Origin of the sequence: Litorilituus lipolyticus (assembly GCF_006439335.1) — a bacterium.
Taxonomy (GTDB): Bacteria; Pseudomonadota; Gammaproteobacteria; order Enterobacterales; family Alteromonadaceae; genus Colwellia; species Colwellia lipolytica.
This window is the reverse complement of record NZ_SAWY01000005.1, coordinates 170,459-187,117: the sequence shown is the minus strand read 5'-3', so window position 1 is coordinate 187,117 and position 16,659 is coordinate 170,459. Positions and strand designations below refer to the sequence as shown.

Annotated in this window: 13 protein-coding genes; 3 read left to right on the top strand and 10 right to left on the bottom strand. The window is 36.5% G+C overall.

The window, feature by feature from the left end; all coding sequences use genetic code 11:
- Positions 1-87: 87 nt before the first annotated feature.
- Both EPA86_RS03260 and EPA86_RS03255 read right to left on the bottom strand, forming a co-directional pair.
- Positions 88-2,670 carry a hypothetical protein gene (locus tag EPA86_RS03260; protein ID WP_140601839.1) on the bottom strand — a complete coding sequence of 861 codons (2,583 nt, stop codon included), beginning with the start codon at positions 2,668-2,670 and terminating at the stop codon, positions 88-90.
- Positions 2,671-2,851: 181 nt separating this feature from the next.
- Complete coding sequence (locus EPA86_RS03255; protein WP_140601838.1) at positions 2,852-3,388, bottom strand: SRPBCC family protein; 537 nt, start codon at positions 3,386-3,388, stop codon at positions 2,852-2,854.
- 232 nt (positions 3,389-3,620) lie between these two features.
- On the opposite strand from EPA86_RS03255, the gene EPA86_RS03250 reads away from it, so the two are divergent.
- The gene (locus EPA86_RS03250; RefSeq protein ID WP_140601836.1) at positions 3,621-4,358 is read left to right on the top strand and encodes a substrate-binding periplasmic protein; all 738 of its coding nucleotides are present in this window, start codon (positions 3,621-3,623) and stop codon (positions 4,356-4,358) included.
- Here EPA86_RS03250 and EPA86_RS03245 read toward each other — a convergent pair.
- Positions 4,355-7,426 carry a ligand-binding sensor domain-containing diguanylate cyclase gene (locus EPA86_RS03245; protein ID WP_246058229.1) on the bottom strand — a complete coding sequence of 1,024 codons (3,072 nt, stop codon included), beginning with the start codon at positions 7,424-7,426 and terminating at the stop codon, positions 4,355-4,357. The two genes, EPA86_RS03250 and EPA86_RS03245, sit on opposite strands and share 4 nt — an antisense overlap.
- A gap of 297 nt (positions 7,427-7,723) precedes the next feature.
- Here EPA86_RS03245 and EPA86_RS03240 point away from each other — a divergent pair, with 297 nt between their 5' ends.
- Entirely contained in the window at positions 7,724-8,059 is a 336-nt protein-coding gene (locus tag EPA86_RS03240; RefSeq protein ID WP_246058228.1) for a GIY-YIG nuclease family protein, read from the top strand.
- On the opposite strand, the gene EPA86_RS03235 is transcribed toward EPA86_RS03240, so the two are convergent.
- From EPA86_RS03235 to EPA86_RS03225, 3 genes are all read right to left on the bottom strand, one after another.
- On the bottom strand, positions 8,060-8,704 hold the full coding sequence (locus tag EPA86_RS03235) for a DsbA family protein (RefSeq protein ID WP_211664898.1): 645 nt from the start codon (positions 8,702-8,704) through the stop codon (positions 8,060-8,062).
- Positions 8,697-9,212, bottom strand: a complete 516-nt coding sequence (locus EPA86_RS03230) for a peroxiredoxin family protein (protein ID WP_246058232.1) — start codon at positions 9,210-9,212, stop codon at positions 8,697-8,699. Before EPA86_RS03230 ends, EPA86_RS03235 begins: the two co-directional genes overlap by 8 nt.
- A gap of 145 nt (positions 9,213-9,357) precedes the next feature.
- On the bottom strand, positions 9,358-10,542 hold the full coding sequence (locus tag EPA86_RS03225; protein WP_140601830.1) for an MBL fold metallo-hydrolase: 1,185 nt from the start codon (positions 10,540-10,542) through the stop codon (positions 9,358-9,360).
- Between the two features lie 149 nt (positions 10,543-10,691).
- On the opposite strand from EPA86_RS03225, the gene EPA86_RS03220 reads away from it, so the two are divergent.
- Positions 10,692-11,288 (top strand): TetR/AcrR family transcriptional regulator, encoded by a 597-nt coding sequence (locus EPA86_RS03220; protein WP_140601828.1) that lies wholly within the window; start codon positions 10,692-10,694, stop codon positions 11,286-11,288.
- Between the two features lie 13 nt (positions 11,289-11,301).
- On the opposite strand, the gene EPA86_RS03215 is transcribed toward EPA86_RS03220, so the two are convergent.
- From EPA86_RS03215 to EPA86_RS03200, 4 genes are all read right to left on the bottom strand, one after another.
- Positions 11,302-12,243 (bottom strand): ABC transporter substrate-binding protein, encoded by a 942-nt coding sequence (locus EPA86_RS03215; RefSeq protein WP_140601826.1) that lies wholly within the window; start codon positions 12,241-12,243, stop codon positions 11,302-11,304.
- 64 nt (positions 12,244-12,307) lie between these two features.
- Complete coding sequence (locus tag EPA86_RS03210; RefSeq protein WP_140601824.1) at positions 12,308-13,165, bottom strand: alpha/beta hydrolase family protein; 858 nt, start codon at positions 13,163-13,165, stop codon at positions 12,308-12,310.
- Positions 13,166-13,312: 147 nt separating this feature from the next.
- The gene (locus tag EPA86_RS03205; protein WP_140601822.1) at positions 13,313-14,437 is read right to left on the bottom strand and encodes a PepSY-associated TM helix domain-containing protein; all 1,125 of its coding nucleotides are present in this window, start codon (positions 14,435-14,437) and stop codon (positions 13,313-13,315) included.
- 93 nt (positions 14,438-14,530) lie between these two features.
- Positions 14,531-16,606 (bottom strand): TonB-dependent receptor, encoded by a 2,076-nt coding sequence (locus EPA86_RS03200; RefSeq protein WP_140601820.1) that lies wholly within the window; start codon positions 16,604-16,606, stop codon positions 14,531-14,533.
- Positions 16,607-16,659 lie beyond the last annotated feature (53 nt).

The following is a 16,659-nucleotide window of genomic DNA, read 5'->3' as shown; positions in this document are numbered from 1 at the left end:
TTGATACTCTTCACTCTTATTTAGGTTATCAAATTAGATACAAAAAAGCCCAGTAAAAACTGGGCTTTTGTATATGTAGCCTATAGTTTATCGATTAAACTTTTTAGGGATATACGGTAAACGCTTGCGCACCAGTACAGGCTCACCGTCAACCTCAGCCACTACACTCACTTCGAACCAGGCATCATGATCTATTTCTTTCTCTGTCGCCTCAAAATGCTGTTTAAAATCTAAAACTTGATAAGGTTTGATTGTAAACTTTTCACTGACTGATTCTTTTTTACCACTATGGTAAAAATCAAAAGTAACCTCCCCTTCGGTTTTACCTGCAAATGGGCCATGTAACCTAGCGCCAATTGTAAAGTTATCATTCGCAAAATTAGCCGATATACTCGCTAATTCATAACCATGATACTGCACTGTTTTTTGTTCAAGCTTTTGATTTATTGCTTGTTGCTGCCAGGTGTAATTAAAGTCGGCTAATACTTTTTCCCCCTGTGATAAAAGTGTTTTAGGAACCACTAAATTTAACTTTTCTCCAGCATTCACTGCAACATTGATAACCTCACTTTGATGACCTTGCACCGTAAACTGGATAGTTCCTGAGATCTTTTGCTGACTGTGGTTGGTAATAATCGCATTCTGCTTCATATTATCAGCAGAGTTGCCTAACCAATCTAACTGCAATTGAATACCAGAAAGCTCAGCTAATGCTTCATTTAAATGTGCTCCTGCTTTGGCAAGATCTGGCATTTGCTCATTTACCGCTTTTACTTTCGCAACAGAATCATCAGTATTAGTATTTAATGCTGCTTTATTTAATTGATTAAATGCTTCGCGCCACATTACGGGTGTTTCTTTACCTGCTTTCCAATTTGCTCTGGCAAAGCGTTGTGCCAACTTATCACCTGTGAAGCCCCAAGCATTTGCTGCTGTTTGCTGCATATAATCTGTGCTTCTTGGGTTCAATTCTCGACCATCATCAACATAAGGCGTTATGCCGTGTTGGTTATCTGATGAAACTAAACCAAATGGTCTAGTTAATAGCGCTTGTTGTTGCGCTAGTGTTATTTTTTCAGTGATAGTAAAAGTATTTGCACCAGTGGTTTTTATTGTTACAACGATTGCTGTTGCTTTTATTTGAACAGAAACCCCTAGCTCTGGGTTACTCTGCTTAAGCAAGCTACTCACAATATCTTTAGGCAGTGAGTACTCGTTTAGCTTACCTGATAATAAGCGACTATCAATTTGTAATGTTTTGGCTGCCTTTACTTCTATGCGCAATTGTTCATCTAGGTCTGTATTTGCTCCTTTCCAACCTCGATAATCTTTTGCAATTGCTTCACTATTTTCTTGAGTAGATTTAACGCCAAAGGCCATACCAAGCTTGCCATTAGCTATAGCATCTTTTTGATATGACAACACATAAGATAACACTGGCTCGGCAACGCCACGTTCAGCTTCAAGCACTAACTCACTAGCATCAGGTCTTGGAAAATCAATCGCATATGGTCGATGACTTGGCGCCTCTGAAGGGGTCATGGTAAAACCAACACGTTGTGGTGCATAATCATAGCTTGATTTACGCTTATAAAACATGTTGCCATCCATTTCCCATGGACCTCGACTTGCTACAACATGAGTTTCATCAATGGTAGTGACCCACTTTTTAAAGTTTTCTTCAAGCACTTGCCAATTTGGTACAATGGCCTGCAATACTTCTAATGATTTCTCTCGACTATCTGTTTGCAAGCGCATTACTTCTTGGTGGTATATTTTCATGTACTGAGAATATTCAGGGCTGTTATACATAAATTGTACAAACAGTACGTTTAAGCCTCGATCAAATCTTTTACGATTATGAATATCAACAATACTTGGTTGCTCATATTTTTTGTAAGAATGTAATCCCCAGCTCATCATGTCGAAAATAGGCACATCATGACCAAATACCGTCAGCTGCTTCTTTTTACTGTTAAAGTTATGGTTGGCGGTAGAGTCACCTAAACCTTCGCCATGCCACGATGGAGTCCACGGATAGTTGCCCAGTGCCATTTGGTATGAGTGCATTGTTTCATGAATTGAAATATAACGCTGATGCTGTGGGCGCTCAGTAGGGAAACTATAACCTACCCAGTTATAATACATAGCTTCACCGCCTGCAGTATGATGAATACCTCGGTTAAACCCATCATCAAACATCGCATCGCGCAGTCTATCATTACTGGTTGCATAGGTTGATGCAATACGCTGCTGATCGATATTAGGTGGCTCCATCCCAAAGTACTCAACATAATATGGGTATGATAATTCAAGCAGTTCTAAAAAGAACTTCGCGCGTTTTGCCGGGTAATCAGTTTTGAGAGCAAAGTGTTTACTTACATACCACTCAAAACCCTCGGTGTTATCAACTTTACCATCACTAAAGGTAAATGGGATTTGTTTACCAACATATGCGACATCAATATCTTTTACAGTAGAGACTCTGCCATGCACAATAACATCCGCTTTCATATCCTTAGGCGCTGGAATTGCTTGAACTGTGTTCATGTTATATTGCTGAACAATTTCAATTTCAGATTGATATTGTGAGGATGTATTAGCAATATTCGTTTGCGAACATGCACCTAATAACACTGCGGCTGAAAGCATACTGAGTTTTAATTTCATATTGAGCCTATATTAGTTAATGTAGATTTTGAAATACAATATACAAAACAGGCGTTTTATTTACAACAGACAATATGCGTTCAAACAGCTTATGGCTGCTTAAACGCACATAATAAGAAGGAAACTGTCAATTATGGGAGTAAAATAGCTTAACAGCTCGGCTGTTCTAGCTTAAATGTCGCTATGATTTTTCTAAAATAAGTTTTAAGTTATCCAAACCCGTTTGTAAGTCATCACCAATGACTTGTTCAAAATCCATAAATAAAAACATTAAATTCATCGGGTAATCCATATGCCCTGAAAAACCCCACTTTACGCGAGTTTGCTCTGCAGATACGCTTTCAGTTTCAATATATGCAGGCTCTGTCGCTTCAAATGGTGTAAAAAATCGAAGTTCATAATCAATACGATTACCATCATTTATTGCAGTAATCTCCTGTTCCCCTGTACCAACTTCTTCGTTTTCTGAAGCCCATGCAGAGACAAAGCCAACAGTGCCATCAACCCCACGGTAGGTCTTTTTTGACAGAGGGTCCATTTTTGCCCATTTACTGAACTCATTTTGATTTTTTAAAAACTTAAGATATTCAAAAACAACCACTTTAGGTTGGTTTATCACTACTTCTCGTTCAACGTCATAACTGTTATGAATGAACAATGCTAAAACAAAGGGGCTCGCAATAACGAGTGCAATAATAATTGATATTTTTTTAATCATAATTTTTCCTGGCAAAGGTGAACATTATCAGTTTGGTTCAATACTTTATCTTTAGCAACAGCTTTAAAAAAAACCAGCTAAATTGTATACTTAGACTTTAAGAAACTATCAGCTACACTAATAATATAATAGAAAAAAGTATGCAGTGCGCTGCATTTTTTAACGAGTCAAAAAAGTAAGTTTTAATAATAAGAAATGCTAAAGAGCTTTCTTCATGAATATGATTTAATCAATGATGCCGATCAAACAAGTCATTTTATTTACCTTTCTTATTTTTAGCATGAGCCATGCTTTTGCCAAAAGAGAGCAACTTTCTATTGTTGTTGGTTTAGATAAACCGCCTTATGTCATACAAAAAGAACAAAGTGGCTTTGAAATTGAGTTAATACGAAATATTTTCAAAAAAATTAACATCGATACTGCTTTTGTCTTTACTCAATATAAACACTCCACAAAAATGCTTGATGCAAAATATATTGATGCGGTAATGACAACAAATAATAAAGTTTTTACTAATGAGGCACAGTTAAGCGACTCTTACATCAGTTACCAAAATGTCGCAATTTCATTAAAAAGCAAAAACTTAACTATTAAGCGAATTGAAGATCTCGGAAATTATTCTATTGCAGCATTTCAAAATGCCGAAATATTACTGGGTGAAGCGTACTATAAATCATCTAAACGTAGCCCTTTGTATATGAGTACAGCCAATCAATCGGCGCAACCTCAATTATTAATGAAGCAGCGCGTTGATGTCATTGTTCTTGATGTTAATATATTCAATTATATGGCAAGAGAGTTAGGTATTAACGATCTTAATAGTTTATTTAGTTACCATTATGTTTTCCCCAAAACCAACTACCATATTGCCTTTAAAGATTTAACCATTAAGTATGCTTTTAACCAAGCATTAGCTAACTATAAAAATTCTGCAGAATACGAGGTGCTAATAAATAAGTACAACTTCTAATTAAACTCCGCCATATCGTATCGCGATGTTCTATTTCGCCCATGATTTTTACCGTAATACAGTGCCTTATCTGCACTATTAATCACATCATAAACGGTAAAGTCTACCTTTGGTATTAACGTTACTACTCCAACTGTTAACGTGATATACCGACTAGTTGGAGATTTTGCATGAGGAATTTTTATATCCTCAATAGCTTCCCTAATACGCTCAGCCAATAATGTTGATTGCTCTTCGTTAGTATTAGCTAGAATTACAGCAAACTCTTCACCACCATACCTGCAACTTGCATCACTTATCCTACCTGCACATTTCTGAATACATTGCGCAACTTCTTTCAAACAATTGTCACCAGCCAAGTGACCATAATAGTCATTGAAAAACTTAAAGTGGTCTATATCACACATAATAAGTGATAATGGTTGTTGCTCTCTAGCATGTCGGTTTACTTCTGTAACTAACACTTGATCAAAATAACGCCGATTATATAAACCTGTTAAACCATCTTGATATGTTAACATTTCTAGTTTTTTATTCGCTAAAAGTAAATCTTTTGCCTGCTCATTTAATGAAGCCGTTTTTTCATCAACTTGCTCTTCTAAAGCCATGACAAACTGCTTTTGCCGACTTATCTCATTACGTTGTTGACGGGTTCGATAATAAATAAATGCCGAAGTTATTAATAGAAGACTCAGTACATATAAGCTGTATGCCCACCATGTTTTCCAGGGTTGAGGAGATACATGAATTTTTATTGCTAATGGCGATTCAGACCACTTGCCATGACTGTTAGTTGCTTTCACTAAAAAGGTATATTCCCCACCATTTAAATTAGTAAAAGAAACAACATTTCGATTACCTATTTCAATCCAGCTATCATCATAACCATCTAATTTATAGGCAAATTGGTTTTTATTTGGTGAAGTGAAATCTAAAACAGAGAACTCAAATGAAACAAAGTAATCCTCATAAGATAAATGAATATCAGAAACATAACTATATGGTTTATCAAGTAAAATAGATTCTCCCATTTTACTGAAGCCGGTTAAGACTATTTGAAACTCTTTATTACTTGCTTCAATATCTCGAGCACTAAAATACTCTACTCCTCTTTGACTACTGGTAAAAAGAGTTTCATTGGAACCTTGAACAATATCACCAGGATAATAATGCAAACCAAATAAACCGTCATAACTATCAAAGTTTGTAATTACATTTAACTTAGGATTCAATTTGGAAATGCCTTTATTAGTGGTTAACCATAAATTCCCTTCTCCATCATCCTCAATTGCTCTGATTAATGGCGTGGGTAACCCCTCTTTTCGTCCAAAATGTTTAAATGTTTTGGTTTCAGGTACAAATAAATTCAACCCCTTTGGAGTTGCCACCCAAATATCACCACTTTCGCTATGATGGAAATCTTGTACACTAGCCCCTTGCAAACTATTACTCTTACTGTGGCTTTCAACATACGGTATAAAAACATTATTAACATCATCCCAAAAATTTAAACCGTCACCAGTACCAACCCAAAGGTTACCGGCATTATCTTTATATATACCTAACACCTCAGGATGAGTTAACGTAGACGATTCATCTAGATGCTTAAATGTCTGATTAAGAGGATCAAAAATATAAATACCATTTTTATAGGTGCCTATCCAAATATTACCGTGTTTATCTGAGTTTAATGCCCGTAATTCCCTAAACTCTTGGTAGCCCTTGTCAGATGTTGGATACCTTAATATTTCAACTTGTTTATTTTGAGGTGTATACCGCGCTATTCCATTATCTTGGGCAATCCATATGGTATCGTTATCATCCTGATAAACCGTCGGCCTCTCTAAAAGCCTGTTATTAAAGCCTGACTCCTGTGTAAAAATACTCTCTGTTAATGATTCTAGTTGTGCTGTAGCTACATGCCATTTAAAAAGCTGCGATTTGGCAGAAACAATTAAAATATCGCCATTACTATCAACAGTAATGCCATTTGGCGCTAATAACTCTTGATGATTTATCGCTTTAAACTTTCTATGAGGCATAATTTTATAAATGCCGTTAACCTCACTGGTTAACCAAAGGATCCCTGCGTTATCTTCAAATATAATGCGTAAACCATTTGCTTTTGCTAAAGGAAATTTTTCAAGTTGTTTTTTCTTTTGATCAAGTCGAAATAAGCCTTGGCTGGCTACAAACCACAAATATCCATCACTCGCCTCTATCATCGAGTTCACTTGGCCGATAGGTTTACTATCTTCAAATAGAATTTCAATAAAGACTTTAGTTGAATCATTAAACATATATAAACCAACTTGCGTACCTATATAAAGTTCACTCGAAGTTGTTTTTAGTATGTTTCTTATTTCATTGGCACCAGTAGGGGTCAAGTTATTCGGTTCTGGTAAATAATAGCTAAAAGTTTCTCTCGCTTTATCAAAAACATTTAACCCGTAGCTTGTCGCAACCCAAAGTTTTTTTGAGCCTTTATTTTCAATATCCCATATGCGGTTATGGGACAAACCACTATTATCATTAGCAGTAAAACGTGAGAACTTATTATTGCCTTGAAAACGGCTTAAACCATCTGCGTACGAGCCTAACCATAGTATATTTTCACTGTCTCTAAAAATTGATTGAATTCTATTTGATGCTATTGAGTCATTTCTGTCTGGCTCATGAATAAAATGCGAGAATTTACCTAACTCAGGTTGATACTTATTTGCTCCACCACCCCAAGTGCCAATCCATATGTCACCCGACTTATCGAGAAATAAGTTACCTGCATCGTTATGAGATAAACCATCAGGGTTTTGTGTATCAAACTCTAATAAATCAACTTTTCTTCCATCATAGCGCATTAGGCCACTTTCACCGGTACCGAACCAAAGTAACCCCTGTTTATCTTGGATAATTGAATATATTTGAGACGAAACAAAACCTTCATTTTCAGTAAGCAACTCAATAGAGTACTCATTAGAGAATGTTAATGATGAATTGTTCGCAATGACGTTAAACGGTAACAGTAAAAACAAGAGCAAAAAAAATAAAGCTCGGCTTAATAACAACAAATGAATTCCTCAAAAACAAAACGAAACTGGCATTAGTTTACTCAACACGCTTATAGTCAAACACTAGACCTTGGTGCTAAAAGCCCTACTTTATTAACTTTTACCTTTCAATAATAGTCTAATATTCAGGCAATACGCTAATTCAGTTACGATATAATGCGTTATCAATAAAATACTCTAATATATCGCGGAACCAGTGAAGCATTAATCTCATTACTTATAAAGAAAAATTGCGCTATACTCTTCTTTCCACAAAGGAATAAATGACTTTAAGTATGGAATATTAAAGGAATGGATATGTTTACAGATTCACTTTTATCAGACAACGAGCAAAACATTTCAGAAGGAAATGTTTGTATCATGACCCATTCTTTTTTTTCAGATGTTATTAGAATTGGTTTTACTGATAATGACCCCGTTGATTACGCGCTTACGCTGTCTCAATCAACACCAGGTAACTATTCTGTTGTATTCTCATTAAAGTGCAAACAAGCAAGCAATGTAGCTTTTCGTATCAAAGAATACTTAAGCAATAAAAAATACGTTAATGAATTTTATGAAGTTTCCCCAAAAGTAGCTGAACACTTATTAAAGCGCGAGACTTTGAGGATTCCCGTTGTAGATATGGCGTAACTAATCTAGTAACGCTTCAATCAAACTAACCGTAGCCTGCGCATTTTGATAATCAATCAGGAGTTGTTTTAGTTGTCCTTGATGGCTAAGAACCAAAGATGGAAAACCTTGTGAAGATAATTGCCTCGCTAATGAAATTTCTTTTGTTAACTTCAGCTCCAGCTCATCAGAAATAAAGTCTTCTTTAAATTTTTCAATGTTCAACCCTACTTCTCTATCTTCTGCGATTTCTTCTGCAAGCTTTAGCAAAATATCGCTATCTGAAGGGTTCATCGCCTTTAAATAATAACCACGCTGAATGGCATCAATCATTTTAATATGTAACCCTTGGATTTTAGCCGCAATAACTGCACGACAGGCGTTATAAGTGGAACGACGCGGTATATTGTCGCGCCAAAAGTCATGGTTAAATTTTGTGCCTAACTTGTGCTCAATAGTATGCCAATGTTGTTGGATCATACGTTGCTGACTCGCAGGCATAGGCTCTGATGAATCTGCTGCTAATCCGCCAGCAACATATTCTACGTTAACATGTGACGATAACTGTTGCTGTATTTCATCCCATACAGGTCGATAGCCCCAGCACCAGCTACACATAGGATCATAAATATAAAATAAAGTCGTCATACGTATAAAATTAGTCATCAATACTTAATGCTGCTAAGTTCTTAGCGATATCTTCAGCAGCCGTTGCAGGAGTAATATCTTCATCTATCTTTATTATTTTGCCTTCTTTATCAATATAAAAAGTGACACGACTTGCAACGCGAAATAAATTTAACACATCGTAAGCTTTTGCTGTGGCTTTACTAGGGTCGCTTAGCATAGGAAAGTCAGCATTTGTCTTTTTGGCAAAATCTCGATTGTCATCAAGTGGATCAACACTAGCCATAAAATAACTCACATTAAAGGCTCGTATTAAATGCCCTTTTTCAACCAGAGACTTACACTCAATTGTACAGCCACGAGTATTTGCCATTGGGTACCAAGCTAATACAACCGCTTGTTTCCCTCGGTAATCGCTCAACTGGTAATAATCTCCCGTTGTGGCTTGCAGCTTAAAGTTTGGAGCCATGTCGCCAACTTTCAATTCCGTCGCATTTACAACGCTACTCAATAAGAAAAGACTCAAAAACAAACTTTTTACGAACATTACTTTCATCAATATTTCCTCTGTTGTTATTCTTTTTCCAATATAGTGTATCACCCTAACACTAATAAAAGGTTTAAGGTGACTTGTTAATTTAAGCAATGTAATTACATTTTCACCTTAACGGTAATTATCATAGTCATTTAAATTAATATTCGGCTATGACTTTTATTGTCTCAGCTTTTTCTGCTAGCGGTTTAACTGTCTCTTCAGCTAAAAATGACTTTTGATGAATAACATCATGCCACCATAGAGCGTGATCTGTCGGCTTAGATGTATTGATAATTTCCCCTAATTTTGGTGCTATTAATTCAAAATTTTCTTGCTGTGAATAATGATACAGCTGTTCAATAGGTTCATACCAAGTATGTAATGCCAATTCAAACATCCCCCAATGAATAGGGAAATACTTCTCTGCTTTCAAATCTTTAAAAGCTTTGACACTTTCTTGAGGGAGCATATGTACATCTTGCCAATTTTCGTTATATTGGCCAGACTCTATAAACGCAACATCAAATGGCCCCAAGCGCTGACCAATTTCTTTGAAGTGAGAGCCATACCCTGAGTCACCGCTAAAATATACACTATGATGCGCTGATTTTAACACCCAAGATGCCCATAACGTTTTATTTGCATCTATACCTTTCCTCCCCGAAAAGTGATGAGCAGGGGTGGCAGTAAAACTAAAATCTCCAATGGTAAAGTCTTGCCACCAATCTCTTTCAACAATGTTATTTTCATTTACTCCCCACTTCTTTAGATGGCTTCCAACGCCCAAAGGCGTAACAAAAGTAACAGGTTTGTTAGCAAAGAACTTAATAGATTCCATGTCTAAATGATCATAATGATCATGAGAGATCAGGATATAATCCACTTTAGGCAATTCCTCTAAAGATAAAGCGGGCGGTTGAAAACGCTTTATCATCGATTTAATCGGTGATGCCGCTTCTGAGAAAACGGGATCAACTAAAATAATATTACCATCCATATTTATAAGAAATGAAGAATGACCAAACCAAATAACATTTAACTCCTCGTTTTGTGCTAAAAATAACTCAATTTGCGGAGTTACTTGCGGTAAGCTCTTTTTCGGTGTGCGCTCTGTTCCTTTTGTTAACCATTCTTTTATCAATTTATAACTAAGGCCACTGCCTTTTCGAGGTGTATTACTCTCTTCCTGATTTATAAACCTTCCCTGAGTAAGATCATAGTTCTTTGAACTTTGTATTTTTGTTAGATCATTGCCACTTGGTGACTGTCCCAACTCTTGCCAATTAAAAAACATAGAAACTCCTATTGCTGTAATGATGACTAACAGTAATGTCTTCTTCATTTAATCCACCTAAATATAAAACTCTTCTTAAGCACACAAGAAAAGTAAACACACGTGTGTACTTTGAGGCATTCCAACGAAAAAATCAACACAAAAGTAAACAATCATGTATACTTTTATCATTCTCTTGTTATGAATAAAGGTAAAATGTGGCGCAAAAAGAAAAAAAGACAGCACAAATTATCGAAGCTGCTATTCAAGAATTTCTTTCAAAAGGACTCGATGCTTCTTCTATGCATAATATTGCCGTTCAAGCTGACGTATCTAAACGCACTTTATATAAATATTACTCAACGAAAGAGTTACTTTATAACGCACTAATTGATGAACTGTTAAATAGAGTGCTCGAACTAAATCTAGTGTATTCACCTGAGAAAACCATTACAGAGCAATTAAGAGAAATTTTGCAGCAAAAACTTACTTTGTATTTTTCAGATTCATTTTTAAACATCTCAAGAATCGCGTTAGGTGAAATATTAAAAAAGAAGCAATTAACCCCACTACAACTAGAGCGGTTATATAGCTCTGAAGCGATATTTATAGACTGGATAGATGCAGCAAAAAAAGATAATCAAATCACCTCTTCTTTAGAAAGTGAACTGATAGCAAACCAATTTCACTCTATTTTAAAAGGGCAAAGCTTTTATCCTGTGCTTTACGGCTTTGTTGATGTGAAAAATATTGATCAAGAAGCAATTGTTGCCGTAACAATTGAGTTCTTTATAAACTCATTCTGTAGTAAATAGTAAGAAGGGCAGCTTATTGGCTTGTACATTGGTGGTCGAGCCATGGTTGATTTTCTTCTTTAAATTTATCTAACCATTCATCCATAGCAACTTGTTGAAATTGATATTCAGGCCCAGACAAACTTGAGGCCTGTGCAATCATCTCTGATGTAAAATTAATTTTTTTAACTAATTGATAAACACATGGCCAACGATCTTTTAAACCTGGCCAAGCGGCTTTTTTGATCAAAGTGACTTTGGGGTTTCCACAATCATAAAGCATGTTTTTATTAACTCCCCATGCAGGATCTTTCTCGCAATTCTCTTCATAGGCGGGAAACTCAATGAACCTGCCCTCAACCCTTACATCAAGCCAATTGGGAGTCCAGTTCAAGATAATAATAGGCTGTTTTTTTTCATAAGCTAGCTGTAATTTTCGCCAAATTTGTTCGGCATTCTCAAGTCGCTCAATAGCAAAGTTTAACTCCAGAGCTCGAATCAAGTCAGCATCACGGTAATTCCATGGCCCCGTATAAAAAACCCCTTTATGTTGACTTGTTTCACTTGCAAAAATGGCTGAACAGTCCTTTAACGCTTGCCAGTTAGGTAGGCCAGGACAATATTGTTCAACATACGTTGGATACCACCAGTCTTCTCTGCCAAATGCTTGATGAGTACCCAAATCATCAATATACCCTTTAGCGAAGGCTTGATAATGATCCCCGTCATCATGGCTTTGCCATAGTTCAATTTGAAGATGTACAACCCCTTTCCTTAAAGCACCAAGTTGTAATGTTGAAGTAATCGGCAAGTATTCCACTTGGTAGCCTAATTGTTTAATTTTATTGCCAACCAGTTTAGTGAGGATCCGTTGGCTCCCCCAATCATTTAAAGGCAACACAATAGTATCTTCTTCAAATGCATAAAGCTTTATTGGGATTAAGCTAATAAAAATACAAAAAAGAATTCGCAACATTGCTTGCTCAGTCTATAAACAATGCATTAAGTATAGACCTCTGTTAATAAAGCTGAAAATAATTTCATCCTTTTGACTGAGTATTTAACCATTTAGTCGCTAATGACCATAAGCTTTTACTTGTACGACTAAAAAACTTCATATGACCTATTTCGTTTAATCCATAATCTGCTGGGTTTAACGTAAGCACTTCATAAGATAACTTAGGAAATACTGAAATCATATCTTCAACATTTAAGCTATTAGCGATGTCATCATCTATGGCGTTAATCCACATTGAAGGTAGCGTCAAATCATCATAGTGATGCTGATGAATCGTTTTACCAAATGCTGTTTTAACGTACCCTGCTCCGTTACACCACTGTTGCCATTGTTTCGCAACTTGTTTTGGTAAAGGCTCTCCCATTCCAACCCACTGGGATTTAGTATGCCCAAACAATTGGTTACTCAACGGAATATAAAAATTCATAAAAAAGTGGGCTTTAACTTGATGCGCTAAACGCATATTGCGAAGTTGCCCAGAAGAACAAGCAACATTGAACATTGAAGTAAAATCTAGGGCATTACTCATTAAACCTATTAATTGCCCACCTGCGCTATGGCCAATCAAATGGTAATTCACATCAGGAAAAATCAACTTTAGCTGTTCTAAAACCGCTGGCATGTCTTTTTCACCCCAGCATTGCAAAGTGACATCACAATATTTAATTTCACCGCTTAATGATTGGCCTATACCTCTATTGTCAAAGGTAATTACACCATAACCATGTTCAGCCAAAAATTGGGCAAAATGCTGATAAAACTGCCTTTTAATTCCTGTTGCTGGACCGAGTAAAACAGCCCCTTTAACAGTTTCTGTTGGCGTAAATACTGTCGCTGCTAAGGTGTAATTATCTTCACATAGTATGTTAATTTCGTGCATTTTAGAGTGCTAGTCATGAAGTTATAATTTACACCTTACCAGTGGTCTGACCTCGTCACAAGTAACTAAACTAAATAGCAAACAAACTTCACCTAGAATTAGAAAAGCACTTCGAGCAATCTTTGTTAACCGAAGTGCATAAATACTTTATTGTTGAGCTTTTCTACCTCGGCTATTTTGCCACCTAACCCACGAAAGCATAACCCCGGTATAAACTAAGAAACAGGCGAGCAAAGAAGCTAATCCCGCTAAGGTTTGTCCAATAAGGCCAAATGCTTCTCCTGTGTGTAAAAAGCGAATATAGCTGCGAGCTTTACGATAAGTAGACATATCAGAAAATTTTTGCTCTTTTTCTACTTTACCCGTCACTGCATTTAACATGATAGAGCGCCTTTTTTGAGGCTCACCACCATTCCCTTCATCAAGATGAAAAATATTCATCTCAGTTTTCGTATTGCTTAAGTTAAACCGCATCGATTGCCATAAAGGATATGCGGCTTTAATAACGGCAAGTTGTTCATCAATAGAGAGTATATACTGGTCATCACTCAGCGTGCTATTACTTGGCACCGACAGTTTAACCATCTCAGTTGATACATTATCTTTCAATACCTTACCAGGCCAATCAAAGGAGAAAAAGATAGCGGTAATTACAACAACAAGCAGCACTGGCACAACATATATTCCAAAAACATTATGCCACTGATAATTTCTGGCTTGTTTGCTTGGATAATTGCCTGTTAATGTCAATTTCTGCTTAAATGAACGTATTTTGAAACGTTTAGGAAGCCATAAATAAATGCCACTGAGCACTAAAACAATGAAAATAACATTTGCAATGCCATTAACCCAACGGCCTGTTTCACTAAAACTTCCGTCAAAGGTCAACCAACGATGAAAAGCTCTAAGCTTTTTTAAAAAAAGTTTAGTGCCTTCACCCGGAGAACTTAGCGACTCTCCTGTATAAGGGTCTAAATAAGCTAAGGTTTTCCTTCCTTCTCTTATCACAATAGGTGCATTAGGATTGTTTTTTAATTGAATGCTAGCTACTTTCTTAACGGGTAATAAATCAACTTTTTTTACAATTTCAGCTAACGGTAACGATAATTGTTGCTCAGTTAATGGTGTTACATAATCACTTTGCTCAGCAATTTGTATCATTTGTCTTTCGTAGGTCAATGCAACACCCGTGACAGACATTAAGAAAATAAATAACGCTGCGCTGCAACCTAAAATAAGGTGAAACCAAAAAAATATTTTTCTTATATTCATATTCATACTGCTTAATACCATTCGGTATTTTTAAATTGAGCATCCATGCTTGCTCTCACGCCCAGCAAATGCTGGGCGAACTTACCCACTCTTCTAGAAAGAAGTTTTTATTTCAAAACGTGCAGTGCGCTCTTCACCTACTGCAACATTATTCACACCACCGCCTGCTAAGTAGTCATTATCAAAGGCATTTTCAATATTAATGCGAAAATCAACATCAGCACCTGCAATATCTACTTGGTAAGTTGCACCAAGATCAACTCTGGCATAAGCGTCCTTTACAATTGTATTATCACTGTCAGCAAAGCGATCGCCTTGATAAAAAATACCCGCATTAATTGCCAGCTTTTCGGTGAGCTCATAACGAGACCACACTGAAGCAGACCATTCTGGTGCGTCAATAGGGGCTTTACCTTGATAGTTTTCATCTTTCTCATATTCAGCATCAAGATACATCGCTGAAGCCATCACGAATAACCGATCCGTAACAGCACCTTGAGCAGATAACTCAAAGCCTTTGTGACGTTGAACTCCTGCCTGAGTGGTTATTGTTTCGTAATCAGGATCTGAATCCAAGGTTTCAGTGATTAATGTGCCACTTTTTTCAATATCGAATAAAGCCGTTTCCAATAATAAACGATCTGAAACTTGCCATTTAGCGCCAATTTCAATTTGCTCTGAAGTCACGGCATCTAAATCCATTCCATGATTTTTATCTGTCTCTTCGTTAAGAGTTTCACTTGATGCCGGTTCAAAACTTTCTGAATAGTTAATATAAACAGTCGCATTTTCATTAGGGTGATAAAGCACACCAAATTTAGGCACAAAAGATTCACTGTCAGCATTTTCTTTATTTTGCTTATCAAAACGACCACCAAAAGCCACTTGCCAGTATTCATTAAAAGTGACTAAATCTTGAAAGTAGAAACCGTAATAATCGTATGAACTGGTGTATAAGCTATCATCGGTTTTATAGCTAATATCAGGTTTAGTTGGTTCTGGTTGCCCTGGAGTATATTCAATAGGATCGGCTTTAGTTCTTAACTGCCCATAGTAATAGTCAAGGCTGTTCATACCGAACAGCACTTGATGTTCAGTTGATGCAAGGGTAAATTCACCGGTTAAATCTATGTAAGCGGTTTTGAACTGCCAATCATCAAAACGGTCATACGGTTTAGAGGTATAACTGTCACCTAACTGATAATCAGCAGGCTTTTTCGGAGCTGATTCAAAGCGTTGTCGCTCAAAGGTTTGTTCATTATAACCAAGCTTAACTGTCCACTGTGGGTTAAGGTAATAAGTTACCTTTCCGCCTATATTATTGACAGTAATATCTGTGAATGCCCAAGAAAAGTCATAAATGGTTTTATTGCTACCAATCACTTCACCGCTATCATCTAACCATGCACCTGTGTCTAAACCAGCCTTATCATTAGTTTGATCGTAATAGACATTCACAGATAAACTTTCTGATAACTGATAATCAAGCACTAAAGAACCAAGAAAACGATCTCGCTCTCGTTGTTCGTCATTTTGATATTCTCTCTCAAAATTAACATCTTGCTTTACAAGAACACTACGAAAAGATAAATCGTCAATAATTTCGCCGCCAGCATCAAGCATAAAACGCGTAGATCCGTTTTGATCTGTATCTGCGCTCAAATCAAGTAATGGTGAACTTGTTGGCTGTTTGGTTACCATATTTATCAAACCTCCAGGAGCAGATTGACCATACAAAAGACTAGAAGGCCCTTTGATTACTTCTACTCGAGATAATGTTTCAATAGGTTGTTGGTAGTGTGACCAATGTTGATGACCATCTCTTAAATAGCCATTTGATGAGCTAAGTGAAAAGCCTCTTGAGCTAAATACTTCTCTATTACGTTGCCTAGAGCCCGGCGATAGACTGGCGTCATTAAGTAAAACTTCGCCTAATGTTGTTGCTAACTGTTCATCAATGATGGTTTCTGGAATAACGGTGACAGACTGTGCAGTTTCAAGTAATGATGTGTTCGTTCTCGTCGCACCAGAAGCATTATCAACCTTATAGTCGTTAAAATAAGTGCCCTGTACTTCTATAACTTCAATATCAGAAGCGTTGGCGAGTACATTTGAAGAAAATGAGCTTATTGCTAATGCAATTGAAAGGGAAAGAGGAGTTAATTTCATGTTTTTTCCTAAAGTATTAAACAAGCGAATTAGTAATCGAGCGAGATTTTACA

Bases quoted from the DNA above. Each gene is read 5' to 3' on its own strand.
- EPA86_RS03260 (WP_140601839.1), bottom strand. From the start codon at position 2,670: ATGAAATTAAAACTCAGTATGCTTTCAGCCGCAGTGTTATTAGGTGCA.
- EPA86_RS03240 (WP_246058228.1), top strand. From the start codon at position 7,724: ATGTTTACAGATTCACTTTTATCAGACAACGAGCAAAACATTTCAGAA.
- EPA86_RS03230 (WP_246058232.1), bottom strand. From the start codon at position 9,212: ATGTTCGTAAAAAGTTTGTTTTTGAGTCTTTTCTTATTGAGTAGCGTT.
- EPA86_RS03200 (WP_140601820.1), bottom strand. From the start codon at position 16,606: ATGAAATTAACTCCTCTTTCCCTTTCAATTGCATTAGCAATAAGCTCA.
- EPA86_RS03210 (WP_140601824.1), bottom strand. From the start codon at position 13,165: ATGCACGAAATTAACATACTATGTGAAGATAATTACACCTTAGCAGCG.
- EPA86_RS03250 (WP_140601836.1), top strand. From the start codon at position 3,621: ATGATGCCGATCAAACAAGTCATTTTATTTACCTTTCTTATTTTTAGC.
- EPA86_RS03225 (WP_140601830.1), bottom strand. From the start codon at position 10,542: ATGAAGAAGACATTACTGTTAGTCATCATTACAGCAATAGGAGTTTCT.
- EPA86_RS03235 (WP_211664898.1), bottom strand. From the start codon at position 8,704: ATGACTAATTTTATACGTATGACGACTTTATTTTATATTTATGATCCT.
- EPA86_RS03255 (WP_140601838.1), bottom strand. From the start codon at position 3,388: ATGATTAAAAAAATATCAATTATTATTGCACTCGTTATTGCGAGCCCC.
- EPA86_RS03215 (WP_140601826.1), bottom strand. From the start codon at position 12,243: ATGTTGCGAATTCTTTTTTGTATTTTTATTAGCTTAATCCCAATAAAG.
- EPA86_RS03205 (WP_140601822.1), bottom strand. From the start codon at position 14,437: ATGAATATAAGAAAAATATTTTTTTGGTTTCACCTTATTTTAGGTTGC.